14 protein-coding genes are annotated in these 16,279 nt (G+C 63.4%); 12 read left to right on the forward strand and 2 right to left on the reverse strand.

The window, feature by feature from the left end:
• The first annotated feature begins 53 nt into the window (after positions 1–53).
• On the forward strand, positions 54–2,531 hold the full coding sequence (locus J3P96_RS10745) for a TonB-dependent siderophore receptor (RefSeq protein WP_434656983.1): 2,478 nt from the start codon (positions 54–56) through the stop codon (positions 2,529–2,531).
• Between the two features lie 41 nt (positions 2,532–2,572).
• Here the strand turns inward: J3P96_RS10745 and J3P96_RS10750 are convergent, their stop codons facing one another.
• Together J3P96_RS10750 and J3P96_RS10755 are read right to left on the reverse strand one after the other, a co-directional pair.
• A complete protein-coding gene (locus tag J3P96_RS10750; protein ID WP_434601197.1) occupies positions 2,573–4,195 on the reverse strand; it encodes an MFS transporter in 1,623 nt (540 codons plus the stop codon).
• A gap of 207 nt (positions 4,196–4,402) precedes the next feature.
• The gene (locus J3P96_RS10755; RefSeq protein WP_434656985.1) at positions 4,403–6,046 is read right to left on the reverse strand and encodes a GMC family oxidoreductase; all 1,644 of its coding nucleotides are present in this window, start codon (positions 6,044–6,046) and stop codon (positions 4,403–4,405) included.
• 129 nt (positions 6,047–6,175) lie between these two features.
• Between J3P96_RS10755 and J3P96_RS10760 the strand changes: the two genes are divergently transcribed.
• The 11 genes from J3P96_RS10760 to imuA all read left to right on the forward strand — a co-directional run bounded on the left by J3P96_RS10760 (position 6,176) and on the right by imuA (position 16,273).
• Positions 6,176–7,060, forward strand: coding sequence for a LysR family transcriptional regulator (locus J3P96_RS10760; protein WP_434656987.1), 885 nt, complete (start codon positions 6,176–6,178; stop codon positions 7,058–7,060).
• 97 nt (positions 7,061–7,157) lie between these two features.
• On the forward strand, positions 7,158–7,910 hold the full coding sequence (locus J3P96_RS10765) for a GntR family transcriptional regulator (RefSeq protein ID WP_305500258.1): 753 nt from the start codon (positions 7,158–7,160) through the stop codon (positions 7,908–7,910).
• Positions 7,907–9,646, forward strand: a complete 1,740-nt coding sequence (locus J3P96_RS10770; RefSeq protein WP_434656989.1) for a fumarate reductase/succinate dehydrogenase flavoprotein subunit — start codon at positions 7,907–7,909, stop codon at positions 9,644–9,646. Before J3P96_RS10765 ends, J3P96_RS10770 begins: the two co-directional genes overlap by 4 nt.
• Positions 9,647–9,670: 24 nt before the next feature.
• Positions 9,671–9,916: a 4Fe-4S dicluster domain-containing protein gene (locus J3P96_RS10775; RefSeq protein WP_003180418.1), complete on the forward strand. Its 246-nt coding sequence runs from the start codon at positions 9,671–9,673 to the stop codon at positions 9,914–9,916.
• A gap of 236 nt (positions 9,917–10,152) precedes the next feature.
• On the forward strand, positions 10,153–11,559 hold the full coding sequence (locus tag J3P96_RS10780; RefSeq protein ID WP_434656992.1) for an ABC transporter substrate-binding protein: 1,407 nt from the start codon (positions 10,153–10,155) through the stop codon (positions 11,557–11,559).
• Positions 11,560–11,688: 129 nt separating this feature from the next.
• Positions 11,689–12,471 (forward strand): ABC transporter permease, encoded by a 783-nt coding sequence (locus J3P96_RS10785; RefSeq protein ID WP_434601190.1) that lies wholly within the window; start codon positions 11,689–11,691, stop codon positions 12,469–12,471.
• Positions 12,471–13,319, forward strand: coding sequence for an ABC transporter ATP-binding protein (locus J3P96_RS10790; protein WP_434656994.1), 849 nt, complete (start codon positions 12,471–12,473; stop codon positions 13,317–13,319). The genes J3P96_RS10785 and J3P96_RS10790 overlap by 1 nt, the downstream gene beginning before the upstream one ends.
• Complete coding sequence (locus J3P96_RS10795) at positions 13,316–14,278, forward strand: HEAT repeat domain-containing protein (protein ID WP_434656996.1); 963 nt, start codon at positions 13,316–13,318, stop codon at positions 14,276–14,278. Before J3P96_RS10790 ends, J3P96_RS10795 begins: the two co-directional genes overlap by 4 nt.
• Complete coding sequence (locus J3P96_RS10800) at positions 14,275–14,550, forward strand: DUF971 domain-containing protein (protein WP_434656997.1); 276 nt, start codon at positions 14,275–14,277, stop codon at positions 14,548–14,550. The genes J3P96_RS10795 and J3P96_RS10800 overlap by 4 nt, the downstream gene beginning before the upstream one ends.
• 482 nt (positions 14,551–15,032) lie before the next feature.
• Complete coding sequence (lexA, locus tag J3P96_RS10805; protein ID WP_305500270.1) at positions 15,033–15,650, forward strand: transcriptional repressor LexA; 618 nt, start codon at positions 15,033–15,035, stop codon at positions 15,648–15,650.
• The gene (gene imuA / locus J3P96_RS10810; protein ID WP_434656999.1) at positions 15,650–16,273 is read left to right on the forward strand and encodes a translesion DNA synthesis-associated protein ImuA; all 624 of its coding nucleotides are present in this window, start codon (positions 15,650–15,652) and stop codon (positions 16,271–16,273) included. The genes lexA and imuA overlap by 1 nt, the downstream gene beginning before the upstream one ends.
• The last annotated feature ends 6 nt before the right edge of the window (positions 16,274–16,279 follow it).

Raw genomic sequence — 16,279 nt, forward strand, 5'->3', positions numbered from 1 at the left:
GTTCGGCTCATCCCTCAGTGAGTTTTCTTGACTGTTTTGGGGGGAGGGGACACATGTCTCGCGTGAACACGCCAGGTCGTCTGGCAATCGCAATGAAAATCGGTTTTCTGGCCGCCACGTCTTTCGGCGCCTGGGCGGCGTACGCCAGTCCGGTTGCGCAGGCTTCGGTGCCACAACACTCGGCGCAGGCCTACGATATCGGCGCTGGCACCCTGGTGGATGTGCTGACGCGTTTCTCCAGCCTCGCCGGCGTCGCGATTTCGTTCGATGCCGCACAAATGCAGGGGATGCGGTCGCCAGGCTTGAAAGGCTCCTTTGGCGTGGCCGAAGGTTTCGCGCGCATCCTCGGCAGTAGCGGCCTGCAAGTCGAACCCCAGGCCAACGGGACCTACCGGCTGCGTACCGCACCTGCGCCCGGCTCGGCGCTGGAGCTCGGCACCACGACCATCGACGGCCAACTGCTCACGGCAACCACCGAAAACAGCGGGTCCTATACCACTGGGGCGGTGACCATCGGCAAAGGCGAGCATTCGCTGCGCGAAACGCCGCAATCGGTCACCGTGATCACCCGCAAGATGCTCGACGATCAGAACCTGAACACCATCGAGCAGGTGATGGAAAAGACCCCGGGTATCACCGTCTACGACTCGACCATGGGCGGCAAGTATTTCTATTCCCGCGGGTTCCGGATGTCCGGCCAATACCAGTACGACGGCGTGCCGCTGGACATGGGCAACAGCTATGTCCAGGCCGACAGCTTCAGCAGTGACATGGCCTATTACGACCGGGTCGAAGTCCTGCGCGGCGCTGCCGGCATGATGAAGGGATCCGGCGGTACGTCCGGTGGCGTCAATTTCGTCCGCAAGCGCGGCCAGGCCACGGCGCAGACTGAACTCAGCCTCTCGGGCGGCACCTGGGACAATTATCGCGGGCAGGTCGATACCGGTGGCCCGTTGAACGACGCCGGCACCGTGCGGGGCAGGGCGGTGATCGCCGAGCAGAGCCGGCGCTATTTCTACGACGATGCCCGGCGTACGGATCAGGTCTATTACGGCGCTCTGGATATGGACCTTGCACCCGACACCACGCTCGGCCTGGGCGTGGCGTACGAGGATGTCGACGCGAGCCCTTGCTGGGGCGGGCTGCCACGCTACCGCAATGGCAGCGACCTGAAACTCGGCCGTTCCACTTGCCTGGACCCGTCGTGGAACACCTGGCGCAGCCAACGGACCACGGTCTTCGGCGACCTTCGACATCAGCTCAACGATGACTGGGCCGTGAAAGTCGCAGGCGTCTATACAAAAAACACCCAGGACACCAAATACGCGTTTGCATCGGGTGCGGTGACGCCGGGGGGCTCTACCACCAACCTGTTGGGCAGCCTGTATGACTACGATCAGGTCGACTACGGCCTCGACGCCTACCTGGACGGCAAGTTCGAAGCCTTCGGCCAGCAACATGAAATGATCTTCGGGGCCAACGCCAGTCGTTCGGACAAGGATGATTTCTATTCGGTCGCTTTGTTGCCGCAGAAGCAGAACGTCTTCGACCCGGATCGGCACATCCCGGAGCCGGACGACAGCTACTTCATTGATAACTCGACCCGCGGCGGGCCGGTCAAGACCCTCACCGAACAGCAGGGCGTGTATTCCACGTTGCGCCTGAAACTGGCGGATCCGTTGACCTTCGTTGTCGGCGGTCGGGTGAGTTGGTACAGCTCCAAGAGCGACTCGGTATTTCTCACCGGCGGTACGGAACACGCCAGGAGCACCGAGACCGGCCAGGTCACGCCATTTGCCGGCGTGTTGCTCGATCTCAACGAACACCTGACCGCCTACGCCAGTTACTCGGACATCTTCACGCCCCAAGGCGACTACCGCTCGCAAAGCGGCTCGGCGCTCAAGCCGCTGGTGGGCGAAAGTTATGAACTGGGGATCAAGGGCGAGTGGTTCGAAGGGCGCCTGAACACGGCATTCAACCTGTTTCGCACCGTGCAGAAGGATCAGGCTCAGACGGATTACAACTCCACCTGCGCCTCATCGGACGGCTACTGCTACGAGAACGCTGGCAAGGTCCGCGCCCAGGGCTTCGAGGCCGAGATCAGCGGCGAAGTCATCGAGCGCCTGCAACTGCTCGCCGGATATACCTACACCCAGACCAAGACTCTGGACGACATTGACAGCAGCCTCAATGGCGGTTCGTTCAACAGCTATGTGCCGCGCCACGTGCTGCGCCTTTGGGGCGATTACGCCCTCGGTGGCGCCTTCGAGCGGTTCAGCGTCGGCGCCGGGGTCAATGCGCAGAGCGATAATTTCCGCGTATCGCCGCTTAGCGGTGAAAAGATCACCCAGGCCGGTTATGCGGTGTGGAACGGTCGGATCGGCTACCGCATAGATGACACCTGGTCGGTGGCGCTCAACGGCAACAACCTGTTCGACAAGCGCTACTACACCACCATCGGCACCGAAAGCTTCGGTAACTATTACGGTGAGCCGCGCAATTTCACCGCGACGGTGAAGGCGCGCTTCTGAGTGCCGTGGCGAGGGGGCCTGCCCCTCGCCACGGGCGGTTTTCAGTTGGTATCCAGATCGACGTTGCGGGTTTCCCGCAGGCAGATCATCCCCACCACCAGGCTCACGCCGGTGATCACCACCGGGTACCACAGGCCGTAGAAAATATCCCCGGTGTAGACCACGAGGGCGAACGACACGGTTGGCAGGAAACCGCCGAACCAGCCGTTGCCGATGTGGTACGGAAGGGACATCGACGTATACCGAATGCGGGTCGGGAACAGCTCGACCATCAGCGCCGCCAGCGGGCCGTAGCACATCGCTGAAATGATGATCAGCGCCACGATCAGGGCGACGATCATCGGCCGGTTGATCTGCTGGGCGTCGGCTTGTTGCGGATAGCCCGCCAGGGTCACCGCGCCGCGCAGGGCGGCTTCGTCGTAGCCTTCGAGTTTCACGTCGCCGACGCTGACCTGCACGGTGCTGCCGGCCGGTGCCGCGACGCTGGTGTAGGGCAGGCCTTGCTTGACCAGGAAGGTCTTGACCTTGTCGCAAGGGCTGTCGAAACGCGCCTTGCCCACCGGGTCGAACTGGAAGGTGCAGGTGGCCGGGTCGGCGACGACAGTGATCGGCGCCTGGCGGCTCGCCAGGTCGATGGCCGGGTTGGCGTAATGGGCGAGCGTCTTGAAGATCGGAAAGTACAACGCCGTCGCCAGCAGCAGGCCGATCATCAGCACCGGTTTGCGCCCGACCTTGTCCGACAGCCAGCCAAAGAAGATGAAGAACGGCGCGCCGATCACCACGCTGACAATCAACAGGCTATTGGCAAGGGCCGGGTCCATCTTGAGGAACTGGGTGAGGAAGAACAGCACGTAGAATTGCGCGGCATAGAAGGTCACCGCTTGCCCGGCATTGATGCTGAACAGGGCGATCAGCACCACCTTCAGGTTTTCCCACTTGCCGAAGGACTCGCGGATCGGCGCCTTGCAGCACTTGCCTTCTTCTTTCATTTTCAGGAAGGCCGGCGACTCGTGCAGGCTCAGGCGGATCCAGGTGGAGATGCCCAGCAGCAGGATCGACAGCAGGAACGGAATGCGCCAGCCCCAGACTTCGAACTGGTCACCGGTGAAGTAACGGCAACCGAGCACCACCAGTAGCGAGAGCAACAGGCCCAGTGTCGCGGTGGACTGAATCCAGCTGGTATGAAAGCCGCGCTTGCCCATCGGTGCATGCTCGGCCACATAGGTCGCCGCGCCACCGTATTCACCGCCCAGGGCCAAGCCCTGGAGCATGCGCAATACCACCAGGATGATGGGCGCGGCGATGCCGATGCTCGCGTAGTTGGGCAGCAGGCCGACGCAGAAGGTCGCCAGGCCCATGAGCACGATGGTTGCCAGGAACGTGTACTTGCGCCCGATCATGTCCCCCAGCCGCCCAAACACCAGCGCCCCGAAGGGCCGCACGATGAAACCGGCGGCGAAAGCCATCAGGGCGAAAATGAACGCCGTGGTGTCGTTCACCCCGGCGAAGAATTGCTTGCTGATCACCGCCGCGAGGGCGCCGTAGAGGAAAAAGTCGTACCACTCGAACACCGTCCCCAAGGACGAGGCGAAGATGACTTTCTGGGTTTCCTGGCTGGTGCCTGCGCTGCGCGTGGCTTCCAGGGGCTGAACATGTTCAGACATAGCGGTATCCCTCACAGTGATTGTTTTTGTTGTTCCACTGTCGACGCCGGGTTGGGGCGTCTCCTGATTTGACACACTTCCTTGGATCACACTCCTTTCAACCTGTGGGAGCGAGCCTGCTCGCGAAGGCGGTGTATCAGTCAATATTGTTCAACTGACATAACGCCTTCGCGAGCAGGCTCGCTCCCACAGAGAGACTTGGCGATTTCAGACCGTGGCGGGCTCCTTCTGCAGCGTAGCGCCCACGGCGGCCGGCTCAAGCATCATCCGCGCGGCCTTCTCGGCGATCATCAGCGTCGGCGAGCAGGTGTTGCCCGAGGTGATGCGCGGCATGATCGAGGCGTCGGCGATGCGCAGGCCCTTGATGCCGTGGACGCGCAGTTGCGCATCCACCACCGCCTCGCCGTCCTGGCCCATGCGACAGGTGCCCACCGGATGAAAAATCGTCGTGCCGATGCGGGCGGCGGCCTGATGCAGTTCTTCCTCGGTCTGCAGGCTCGGGCCTGGCAGATATTCCACCGGTTTGAAAGCACTCAGGGCCGGCGCGGCGACAATTCTGCGGGTCAGGCGGATGGCGTCGGCGGCGACCCGCAGGTCCTCGGGATGGCTCAGGTAATTGGGTTGGATCGACGGCGCCTCATGAGGATCGGCCGAGCGGATGTCCACGCGACCACGGCTCATCGGGCGCAGGTCACACACCGACGCGGTGAACGCCGGGAAGCTGTGCAGCGGTTCGCCGAAACGTTCCAGGGACAACGGTTGTACGTGGTATTCGAGGTTGGCCGAGGCCTGTTCCGGCCCCGAGCGGGCGAACGCGCCGAGTTGGCTGGGGGCCATGGACAGCGGGCCACTGCGGTCGTACAGGTAACGCAGGCCCATGCCCATCTTGCCCCACAGGGTGCCGGCGATCTGGTTCAGGGTGCGGGCGTTTTCCAGCTGATAGATCAGCCGCAGTTGCAAGTGGTCCTGCAAGTTGCCACCGACGCCGGGCAGTTCATGCAGCACGCCGATGCCCAGGCGTTGCAACAGGCTGCGCGGGCCGATCCCAGAGCGCTGCAAGATGCCCGGCGAGCCGACGGCGCCGGCGCACAGGACGATTTCCCTGCGCGCCTTGAAGCTCATGTTCTTGCCCTGCCAGCGGGCGCTGACGGCGTCGGCGCGGTTGTCACGCAGCAACACACGATCAACCTCGACGTCGGTCAGCACCGTCAGGTTGGGGCGATTGCCAATCGGTTTGAGAAAGGCCTTGGCCGCGTTCCAGCGCACCCCGGCTTTCTGGTTGACCTGGAAGTAACCGCAACCTTCATTGTCGCCACCGTTGAAATCCTCGACGCTGGGGATGCCGCTCTGTTCGGCGGCGGTGCGGAAGGCATCGAGAATCGGCCATGACAGGCGCTGGCGTTCGACTCGCCATTCCCCGGCTGCGCCGTGAAGCTCGGAATCCCCCGCGAAGTGATTTTCGCTCTGCCGGAACAGCGGCAACACATCCTTCCAGCCCCAGCCGACATTGCCTTCGGCGGCCCAGCCGTCGTAGTCCGCCGCCTGGCCACGCATGTAGATCATGCCGTTGATGGACGAACAGCCGCCCAACACCTTGCCGCGCGGATAACTCAAGGCGCGCCCTTGCAGGCCGGGTTGCGCTTCGGTCTTGAAGCACCAGTCGGTGCGTGGGTTACCGATGCAGAACAGGTAGCCGACCGGGATGTGGATCCACGGATAATTGTCCCGCCCGCCGGCTTCGAGCAACAGCACCCGGTGTTGCGGATTGGCCGAAAGCCGGTTCGCCAGCAGGCAGCCGGCAGGGCCGGCGCCCACGATCACATAATCGTATTCATCGACGACAGGTTGCATTCGCGACCTCATTTTTTGTTCTTGTGGGACTCATCCTAGTTGTTAGTTTTCGTCAAAAGAATGTTAGTTTTTGCGCAGCGGCTGTGCGTTTATGAACAGTCATGACTTCAGGCGATTCAAGGATGGCTCATGTTCGATTGGAATGACCTGCGCTACTTCCTCGAACTGCAACGCAGCGGCCGCCTGCTGACGGCCGCGCGACGGCTCAACACCACCCATGCCACGGTGGCGCGGCACATCGAAGCGATCGAGAAAAGCCTCGGCACTGCATTGTTTGTCCAGCACGCCCAAGGGTATGAATTGACTCCGGCCGGAGAAGCGCTGCTCAAGCATGCCGAGGCCATGGAGAACGTCGCGTTGCTGGCCCAGGAAGACATCACCCAATCCAGCGCGCCGCTGGGCAAGATCCGCCTCGGCGTGACGGAAGGGCTGGGCATCATGTTCCTCGCCAGTCGCATGGACGGCTTGTTCCAGCGCTATCCGGGGCTCGAAGTGGAACTGGTGGCCGTGCCGCGATTTGTCAGCATCCTCAACCGCGAGGCGGAAATCAGCATTCACCTCGAACGCCCGGCGGCCGACCTGCTGGTGACCCGCAAGCTCACCGACTACAGCCTGGCGCTCTACGCCAGCCAGGCTTACCTGGACCGTTCGCCATCGTTACGCAGTCGCGAGGATCTGGCCCGCCATGCCTGGATCGGCTACGTCGATGACCTGCTGTTCAGCCAGGAGCTGATGTTCCTCAACAGCTTTTGCCGAAACCCTCGCGTGGTGTTCCACAGCACCAGCGTCATTGCCCAGCAACAGGCCGCGCGCTCGGGCCTTGGGATCGCCGTGCTGCCGTGCTACATGGCCAGCAGCGATCCGACGCTGGTGCCGCTGCTGCCGGACGAAACCATCCGCCGCAGCTATTGGATCAGCACTCGCCGCGAGCTGCACAAGTCCGTCCGGTTGCGGGTGTTGTGGGATTACGTGGTGCAGTTGTGCGAGCGCGAGCAAGGGCTGCTGTTGCCCTGACCCTGCTCTAAGGTTATGTCCAAACGGTATTTCTCAAGCATCGAGTGCTTTCCCTAAGATCACGTCATAACTCGTTATGACAAGTGACTTGCGACCCATGCCCGACAACCTTCTTTCCCTCAGCAGCGTGCCGCTGCACACCCAACTGCGCGACGTGCTGCGCGCGCGCATTCTTGACGGTGAATACCCGCAAGGCAGCCAGATGCCCTCGGAAAGCGAGCTGGGCGCGCTGTTTCGCGTCAGCCGCATCACCGTGCGCCAGGCCTTGGGCGACCTGCAAAAGGAAGGGCTGATTTTCAAGATCCATGGCAAAGGCACGTTCGTCGCCAAGCCCAAGACCTTCCAGAACGTCAGCACACTGCAGGGCCTGGCCGAGTCCATGACCGGTCGCGGCTACGAGGTGATCAACCGCCTGCGCAGTTTCAAGTTCATCCCGGCGGACAAGTCGGTGGCCGAGCGACTGAAACTGGCGGAAGGCGACGTGGTAACGCAGATCAAGCGGGTGCGGCTGATCAACCGCGAGCCGGTTTCCCTGGAAATCACCTACCTGCCCAAGGCCCTCGGCGAGCGTCTGGAAAAAGCCGACCTGGTGACCCGCGACATCTTCCTGATCCTGGAAAACGATTGTGGCCTGGCCCTCGGTCACGCCGACCTTGCCATCGATGCGGTGCTGGCCGACAGCGACTTGTGCCAGGCACTCGACGTCGAGCCTGGCTCGCCGGTCATGCGCATCGAACGGCTGACCCATGACGCCGGCGGCCAGCCGCTGGACTTCGAATACCTCTACTACCGTGGCGATGCCTTCCAGTATCGCTTGCGGATCGACCGGCAAAAAGGGACGCAGGCATGACCCAGAGCTCCAGGAATATCCTCGAACAGGAATACGACATCGTCGTCATCGGCGGCGGCACCGCCGGCCCCATGGCGGCGATCAAGGCCAAGGAGCGCAACCGCGACCTGCGCGTGTTGCTGGTCGACAAGGCCAACGTCAAGCGCAGCGGCGCCATCAGCATGGGCATGGACGGGCTCAACAACGCGATTATCCCGGGCCATTCGACGCCCGAGCAGTACACCAAGGAAATCACCATCGCCAACGACGGCATCGTCAACCAGGCGGCGGTGTACGCCTACGCCACCCACAGCTTCGAAACGATCGAGCAACTGGACCGCTGGGGCGTGAAGTTCGAGAAGGACGAAACCGGCGATTACGCGGTGAAAAAGGTTCACCACATGGGCGCTTATGTGCTGCCGATGCCGGAAGGTCACGACATCAAGAAAGTCCTCTATCGCCAGTTGAAACGGGCGCGAGTCAGCATCACCAACCGGCTGGTCTGCACCCGGTTGCTGACCGACGGGGAGGGCGCGGTGAACGGTGTGATGGGTTTTGACTGCCGCACCGCCGACTTCCATGTGATCAAGGCCAAGGCCGTCATCCTCTGCTGCGGCGCGGCGGGGCGCCTGGGGTTGCCGGCCTCCGGCTACCTGATGGGCACCTATGAGAACCCGACCAATGCCGGCGACGGTTATGCGATGGCCTATCACGCCGGGGCCGAGCTGGCGAACCTGGAGTGCTTCCAGATCAACCCGTTGATCAAGGATTACAACGGCCCGGCGTGCGCCTACGTGACCGGCCCGCTGGGCGGGTACACCGCCAACAACAAGGGCGAGCGCTTTATCGAGTGCGACTACTGGAGCGGGCAGATGATGTGGGAGTTCCATCAGGAGCTCGAAGGCGGCAACGGTCCGGTGTTCCTCAAGCTCGATCACCTGGCCGAGGAAACCATCCAGAACATCGAGGAAATCCTGCACAGCAACGAGCGCCCCAGTCGCGGGCAGTTCCACGCCAATCGGGGCACCGATTACCGCACGCAGATGGTGGAGATGCACATTTCCGAGATCGGCTTCTGCAGCGGTCATTCGGCTTCTGGAGTGTGGGTCAACGAGCGGGCCGAGACCTCGGTCAAGGGTTTGTACTCGGCGGGCGACATGGCGGCAGTGCCGCATAACTACATGCTCGGCGCGTTCACCTACGGCTGGTTTGCCGGCCAGAACGCGGCGGACTTTGTCGCTGGCAAGGATTTTTCGGCACTGGATACTCAGCAGATCGAGCAGGAACAAAACCGCGTCTACGCGCCGCTCGACCGTGCGCATGGCCTGCCGCCGGCCCAGGTGGAATACAAGCTGCGCCGCTTCGTCAACGATTACCTGCAACCGCCGAAGGTCAGCAAAAAAATGCAGATCGGCCTGCAACGCTTCAGCGATATCCAGCGCGACCTTGATCAGCTCAAGGCCCACAACGCCCACGAACTGATGCGCGCCATGGAAGTCAGCGTGATCCGCGATTGCGCCGAGATGGCCGCTCGCGCCTCGCTGTTTCGCGCCGAAAGCCGTTGGGGGTTGTACCACTACCGGGTCGATCATCCGCAACGCAACGACAGCGACTGGTTCTGCCATTGCCATTTGAAGAAAGGCGAGGACGGCGCGATGACCTCGTTCAAGAAAGCCGTCGAGCCCTACATCATCGCCCTCGATGCCGACGAACTGCAGGCCTACGACCGGCTTCGGCTCGGTGCCGACGCGGCGTGAGCCCTACACCCAGAGAGAATGCCCATGGCCTATCAACCCCAGGAAATCTTCTTCCGCTCCAATGCCCCCGTCACCGTGGACGAGGACAAATGCATCGCCCACAAGGGCTGCACGGTCTGCGTCGATGTCTGCCCGATGGACCTGTTGGCGATCAACCCGGCCACCCAGAAGGCCTACATGGCGTTCGATGAATGCTGGTATTGCATGCCCTGTGAAAAGGACTGCCCGACGGGGGCGGTGAAAGTGGAGATTCCTTATTTGCTGCGGTGACCGAGCGGACGCCATCGCGAGCAAGCTCGCTCCCACTGGGGATCGAGGCCAGTCGCGGTTGCTATGTACACCCCTGAACCTGTGGGAGCGAGCTTGCTCGCGATGAGGCCCGCCCTAGCACCACAAAAGCCATCCGGTCACCCCCGGACGCACCATTCAGAACACCCCTCGTTTCCCACCGCGCCCTGATCGTGGCGGAGACGAACATCCAATCAATGAATCGAGGGGACACACCCATGTTATTGCGTGCAGCGCTGGCCGGTCTGGTACTGGCTTCATTGACCTTGCCTGCCCAGGCAGAAATCATCCGCATTGCCATCGGCACCCAGGACACCACCATCAACTGCGCCGCCGGCGGGTTGTTGATCCGCGAGCTCGGCCTGCTGGACAAATACCTGCCCCACGACGGCGCGTACAAGGACGCCGAGTACGACATCCAGTGGAAAAACTTCACCAGCGGCGCGCCGCTGACCAACGAGATGGTTGCTGGCAAACTCGACTTCGGCGCCATGGCCGACTTCCCCGGGGCTTTCAACGGCGTGGCGTTCGAGACCGCCGGCAAGCACAGCCTGTTCATCAGCGTGTTGTCGGGCAGCACCCAGGGCAGCGGCAACGGCATTGTCGTGCCCAGCGCTTCGGGCGTGCAGTCCCTCGCCGAGCTCAAGGGCAAGACGGTTTCCGTACCGTTTGCTTCCACCGCCCATGGCATGTTGCTGCGAGCCGTCGCGGCCCAGGGCTGGGATCCACTCAAGGACGTGAACATCATCGCCCAGCCGCCGGAGGTCGCCGGCTCGGCGCTGCAGGCCGGCAAGATCGACGCCCACGCCGATTTCGTACCGTTCGCCGAACTGTTCCCCAGTCGCGGTTTCGCCCGCAAGATCTATGACGGTGCCCAGGCCAGGACGCCGACTTTCCACGGCGCACTGGTGGATCAGGCCTATGCCAGAAAGTACCCGGAAATCGTCGTCGCTTATTTGCGCGCGACCATCGAGGCCAATCAGTTGCTGGCCGCCGAGCCTGAGAAATACAGTGAGCTGATCGCCAAGGTCACCGGGGTGGATGCCGAGGTCAATTATCTGTTCCACGGGCCGCTGGGCGTACAGACCCGCGACCTGTCCTGGAAACCCGAATATCGGCAAGCCGTCGGCACCGCGATCGACACCCTCAAATTGCTGAAAAAGGCTGATCGCGGCCTGGACCTCAACACCTTCATCGATGATCAGTACATCCGCGCCGCGTTCAAGGCGTCGAACCTCGATTACGCCGCGCAACTGGGCAACTACGCCCAGACGCCACTTGGCAACCCCGATGCCTTGACCGGCCAGCCCATCACCGATCCCCGCCATGTGGCGCAGATCTGGGTACGCGGCGAGCCGACAGTGCGTCATTACGCCTCGGCGCAATCAGCCTTCACCGCGCTGGCGAATCTCAAACAGGAAGGCAAGGGCATCCGCGCCGTCTACGCCCAGGCCAGCGACAGCGGGATCAAGCTGCTGGCCGAGCAGGCGTGGTTCGCCAGCGATGCCAAGGGTCAACTCAGCGCGTTCCTGTTGAAAGGGCAGGCTGAGCAATTTGCCACGGCCGAGGGCGGCAAGGTCCTGGATTTTACCGAAGCCACCACCCAGGCAGTCGCCGCCCGATAAACCTGACACCGACCCCTGTGGGAGCGAGCTTGCTCGCGATGGCGTCAGGTCAGTTGAAGTTGAAGTGCCTGATAAACCGCTATCGCGAGCAAGCTCGCTCCCACAGGGTCCATTGCGGAGGATAGATTTGTGTACCCATCACCCAAACGCTGGCTCCTGCGAGCCGCTTCCTTGTTGCTCTGCCTGCTGTTCTGGCAGCTCGCCGCCAACGGCCACTGGGACCTCGGCCTGGTGACCTTCGCCAACGTCCCGGCCCCGCTGGCAGTGATCGAGGCCGCGCTCGGCCTGGGCGAGTCGGGCAATCTCGTTCGGCACTTGGGCAGCAGCCTGGGCCGGGTCTTTGCCGGGTATGGCGCGGCGTTGCTGGTGGGCGTGGCGCTGGGCCTGGCCATCGGCCGTTCCCGGTGGGCCGAGGACCTGTTGCTGCCACCGCTGGAAGTGCTGCGGCCGATTCCGGCGGTGGCCTGGATCCCGCTGGCGATCCTGATGTTTCCCTCGTCGGAACTGTCGATGGTGTTCATCACCTTCACCGGTGCGCTGTTCCCGATCCTGCTCAACACCGTGCACGGCGTCGAAGGGGTGGACCGGCGCCTGGTCGCATCGGCGAAAAGCCTGGGGGCAGGGCGCCGGGCGATCCTGCTGGAGGTGATCCTGCCGGGCGCCGCGCCGAGCATCATCACCGGCCTCGCTATCGGCATGGGCACGTCCTGGTTCTGCCTGGTGACGGCGGAAATGATCGCCGGCCAGTACGGCATCGGCTACTACACCTGGGCGTCCTACACCGTGCAGAACTACCCCGACATCGTCGTCGGCATGTTGCTGATCGGCGTGCTGGGCATGGGCAGCAGTTTGTTGATCAAGCGCCTGGGCGGGCTGTTCACGCCTTGGCACCGACCCCGAGGAAAAGCCTGATGAGCGCGATGCAAACCCCTGAAGGGCGGATCGATATCCGCCAGTTATCCATTGTCCTGGGCCAGGGTGCCCAGGCCTTCGAAGCAGTGCAGGGGCTGGATTGCCAGATCGAGGCCGGTCAGTTCGTCTGCATCCTCGGGCCGTCCGGCTGCGGCAAATCGACGTTGCTCGGCGCGCTTGCCGGGCACCTGCAACCCAGTGCCGGCACGCTGAATGTCGATGCGCTGCCGGTGGCCGGCCCGTCGCCCCAGCGCGGCATGGTGTTCCAGCAGCACACCCTGTTTCCGTGGCGCAGTGTGCGCGACAACGTCGCTTTCGGCTTGAAGATGCGCGGCCAGGGCAAGCTTGAACGATACCGGGCTGCCGATGAAATCCTTGCCCTGGTGGGCCTGGAAGGTTTCGCCGGGCACTGGCCGGACCAACTGTCCGGCGGCATGCAGCAACGGGTGGAGATCGCCCGGGTGCTGGTCAACCGCCCGCGTTTGTTGCTGATGGACGAACCCTTCGGCGCGCTGGATGCGTTGACCCGGTTGAACATGCAGGAGCTGCTGCTGGACATCTGGACGCGGATCCGCACCACCGTTGTCTTCGTCACCCACGACATCGACGAGGCGTTGTTCCTCGCTGATCGCTTGCTGGTGATGAGCCCGCGCCCGGGCCGGATCATCGAGGACTTGCGCCTGGATTTCCCGCGGCCACGAACCACCGACCTGGTCACCCGCCCTGAGTTTTCCCGATTGAAACGCCATTGCCTCGAGCTGCTGCGCCATGAAGACGGCCGGCAATTGCCGCGCCTCAATCCCCTCGGGCTTCCTCCTGAAACCTCGTTGCCGCGATTTGCCCTATGACTTCTCTATTCGAAAACACCGATAACGATGACATTCTTGCCCTGCAACCACGCCTGACGGACGACGACGCCGGGGTGCGCCGCATCGCCCTGATCGAACTGGCTGACCTGGAGGAACCCGAAGGCCTGCTGTGGCTCGTCGACCGTCTGGTCCGGGATCCCAGCGCCGAGGTGCGGGCCGAAGCCGCGCGCTTGCTCGAAGCCTGGGAGGACGCGCCAGTGGTCGCGGCCCTGTGCCAGGCCCTGACCGATACCGCCCCGACCGTGCAGGCCGCGGCTGCCCAGAGCCTGAGCCTGCTCAAAAGCGAGGCGGCGGGGGAGGTGATATTGCCTTGGACCACCCACGCGGATGCCAGCGTGCGCATCGCTGCGTTCCGGGCCTTGCGCGAGTTGCGCCTGGGCGCTGCCGCACCGGCTGCGATCGCGGCCCTGGTCGACGCCGATGCCGGCGTGCGTCGCGAGGCGGTTGGCGTGCTGGGCTGGCTCAAGCAGCTTGAGGCTCTGCCGGCCCTGGCCCGGCTCGCCAGCGCCGACCCGGACAGCGAAGTGCGCCGCGCGGCCACCGGCGCCCTGGGCCTGGCTGCGGATGCGCAAGTCTTGCCGGCGCTGCGCCAGGCCCTGCGCGACCCGGCCTGGACGGTGCGTGAAGAGGCCGCCACCACGCTGGGCAAAGTGGGTCACGCCGACGCCGGCCCGGCCCTGATCGATGCCCTGGATGATGATTACTGGCAAGTGCGCCTGCGCGCCACCCGCAGTCTTGGCCGCTTGCGTTATGTCCAGGCGTTGCCGGCACTGATCGAAACCCTGGGCCATCGCATCAGCAATCTGCGCAAGGAAGCGGCCTTGGCGTTGGGCGAGTTGAACGATCCGGGAGCGATCCCCGCCTTGCAGGCAGCCCGGGACGATGGCGACCCTGAAGTGCGCAAGGCCGTGCGCATCGCCTTGGGCCAGTTGCAATGAGTCCGTTGACGATCGGCAATTCTCGGGACAAGGGCCAGTTGCGGCTGAGTTGGCCCGATGGTCGCGAGCAACGGCTGGAGCATGTCGAGCTACGCAGGCAATGTCCATGTTCCCAATGCCGGGCGTTTCGCCTGCAAGGGCTGACGGTTCAGGTCGATGCCCGGGTGCGGGTGGTTGAGGTCAATGCCCAGGGGTATGGGGTTCAGCTGGTGTTCAGTGATGGGCACGAGCGGGGGATTTTTCCCTGGGCTTATCTGGCGGGTTTTAGTTGAATCCAACTGTTCGCGGATTCTTTGTAGGAGATTCTTTGTGGGAGCGAGCTTGCTCGCGAAGGCGGTGGGACTGCTCGCATGGATGTTGAATGTGTTGAAGCCCTCGCAAAAATTCTCCTACTCGGGAGGAGTGTTGTTCAAAGACGACGATGAACCCCGTGGCGAGGGAGCTTGCTCCCGCTGGGCTGCGCAGCAGCCCCAAAACCATTCAGCAGGATTCATCCGGACAACAGCAGGTTTTTTACGACTGCTGCGCAGCCGAGCGGGAGCAAGCTCCCTCGCCACGGGTTTATCCTTTTCTTGGGGAAAGAGTATTTCCTTGTGAAAGGTGTTCACCTTCAAATATCCATGCAAGCTGACCCACCGCCTTCGCGAGCAGGCTCGCTCCCGTAGGGAAATGCAAAACCCACCAAAATCAGGCCCGTCAGCCACCCCATGAACTGACTGGCGGCGCTTGTCAGGCAAAACCGACAGGAGTACAAATGTACTCCATGACGACTCTCACTCCCCGCCGTACCGCCATCCTGACCTTCATCCGCGAACGCATCGCCGAGCAGGGCCAGCCTCCCAGCCTCGCTGAAATCAGCGAGGCGTTCGGTTTTGCCTCCCGCAGCGTGGCGCGCAAGCATGTGCTGGCGTTGACCGAAGCCGGTTTCATCGAAGTCAATCCGCACCAGGCCCGAGGCATCCGGCTGCTGAACCAGCCGCCGCGCCCCGAGCTGCTGGACGTGCCGGTGTTGGGTCGGGTGGCTGCCGGCCTGCCGATCGGCGCCGATGCCGAGGTCCACAGCCGCTTGTTGCTGGACCCGGCGATTTTCACCAAGGCGCCGGATTACCTGTTGCGGGTCCAGGGCGATTCGATGATCGAGGACGGTATCCTCGATGGCGATCTGGTCGGTGTACAACGTACGCCCCAGGCCGCCAACGGGCAGATCGTCGTGGCGCGCCTGGACGGTGAAGTGACCATCAAGCGCTTCGAGCGAGTCGGCGAGCGCGTGCGCCTGTTGCCACGCAACCCGGCCTACCAGCCGATCATCGTCGAAGCCGACCAGGACCTGGCGATCGAAGGCGTGTTCTGTGGCCTGGTGAGACAAGGCTGATGGGCGCCGTCGTTGCGCTGGACACGCTGTTCAATGGCGGCCAGGTCTGGAGGGGCCGGCCTGCGCCGCCGGCCGCCAGCCCGCAGCCCACCGGTCATGCGGCGTTGGACGCGGCATTGCCCAGTGGTGGCTGGCCGGACGCGGCGTTGACGGAAATCCTCATCGGCGCGCCGGGCGTGGGCGAGTTGCAACTGGTGTGGCCGACCCTGGCGCGGCTGTCGGCGGCGGGGGAACGCATCGTGCTGGTGGCGCCGCCGTTCGTGCCCTATCCCCAGGCCTGGCGAAATGCCGGGGTGGACCTGCGCCAGTTGTCGATCATCCAGGCCGACCCAGGGGATGCCTTGTGGGCCACCGAACAATGCCTGCGTTCGGGCAGTTGCGGCGCGGTGCTGTGCTGGCCCCGCCAAGCGGATGACCGGGCCCTGCGTCGCTTGCAGGTCGCGGCGGAAACCGGCCAGACCCTGGCGTTCGCCTGGCGCTCGATCCAGGAAGCGATCAACCCATCCCCGGCGGCCTTGCGCATCGCCATCGATGCCCGCCCGGCACAATTGCGGGTGCTCAAGTCCCGGGGCGGACTGGCCCGTTCGGCGCCGATTGCGTTCACCACGCACACGGGGCATTGAGGTTGC

It is taken from the genome of Pseudomonas sp. R3-56 (assembly GCF_051132075.1).
GTDB lineage: Bacteria > Pseudomonadota > Gammaproteobacteria > Pseudomonadales > Pseudomonadaceae > Aquipseudomonas.

Coding starts and splice junctions, on each gene's coding strand:
- J3P96_RS10750 (WP_434601197.1), bottom strand. CDS start 4,195: ATGTCTGAACATGTTCAGCCCCTGGAAGCCACGCGCAGCGCAGGCACC.
- J3P96_RS10745 (WP_434656983.1), top strand. CDS start 54: ATGTCTCGCGTGAACACGCCAGGTCGTCTGGCAATCGCAATGAAAATC.
- J3P96_RS10800 (WP_434656997.1), top strand. CDS start 14,275: ATGAGTCCGTTGACGATCGGCAATTCTCGGGACAAGGGCCAGTTGCGG.
- J3P96_RS10765 (WP_305500258.1), top strand. CDS start 7,158: ATGCCCGACAACCTTCTTTCCCTCAGCAGCGTGCCGCTGCACACCCAA.
- imuA (WP_434656999.1), top strand. CDS start 15,650: ATGGGCGCCGTCGTTGCGCTGGACACGCTGTTCAATGGCGGCCAGGTC.
- J3P96_RS10795 (WP_434656996.1), top strand. CDS start 13,316: ATGACTTCTCTATTCGAAAACACCGATAACGATGACATTCTTGCCCTG.
- J3P96_RS10760 (WP_434656987.1), top strand. CDS start 6,176: ATGTTCGATTGGAATGACCTGCGCTACTTCCTCGAACTGCAACGCAGC.
- J3P96_RS10770 (WP_434656989.1), top strand. CDS start 7,907: ATGACCCAGAGCTCCAGGAATATCCTCGAACAGGAATACGACATCGTC.
- lexA (WP_305500270.1), top strand. CDS start 15,033: ATGTACTCCATGACGACTCTCACTCCCCGCCGTACCGCCATCCTGACC.
- J3P96_RS10755 (WP_434656985.1), bottom strand. CDS start 6,046: ATGCAACCTGTCGTCGATGAATACGATTATGTGATCGTGGGCGCCGGC.
- J3P96_RS10780 (WP_434656992.1), top strand. CDS start 10,153: ATGTTATTGCGTGCAGCGCTGGCCGGTCTGGTACTGGCTTCATTGACC.
- J3P96_RS10790 (WP_434656994.1), top strand. CDS start 12,471: ATGAGCGCGATGCAAACCCCTGAAGGGCGGATCGATATCCGCCAGTTA.
- J3P96_RS10775 (WP_003180418.1), top strand. CDS start 9,671: ATGGCCTATCAACCCCAGGAAATCTTCTTCCGCTCCAATGCCCCCGTC.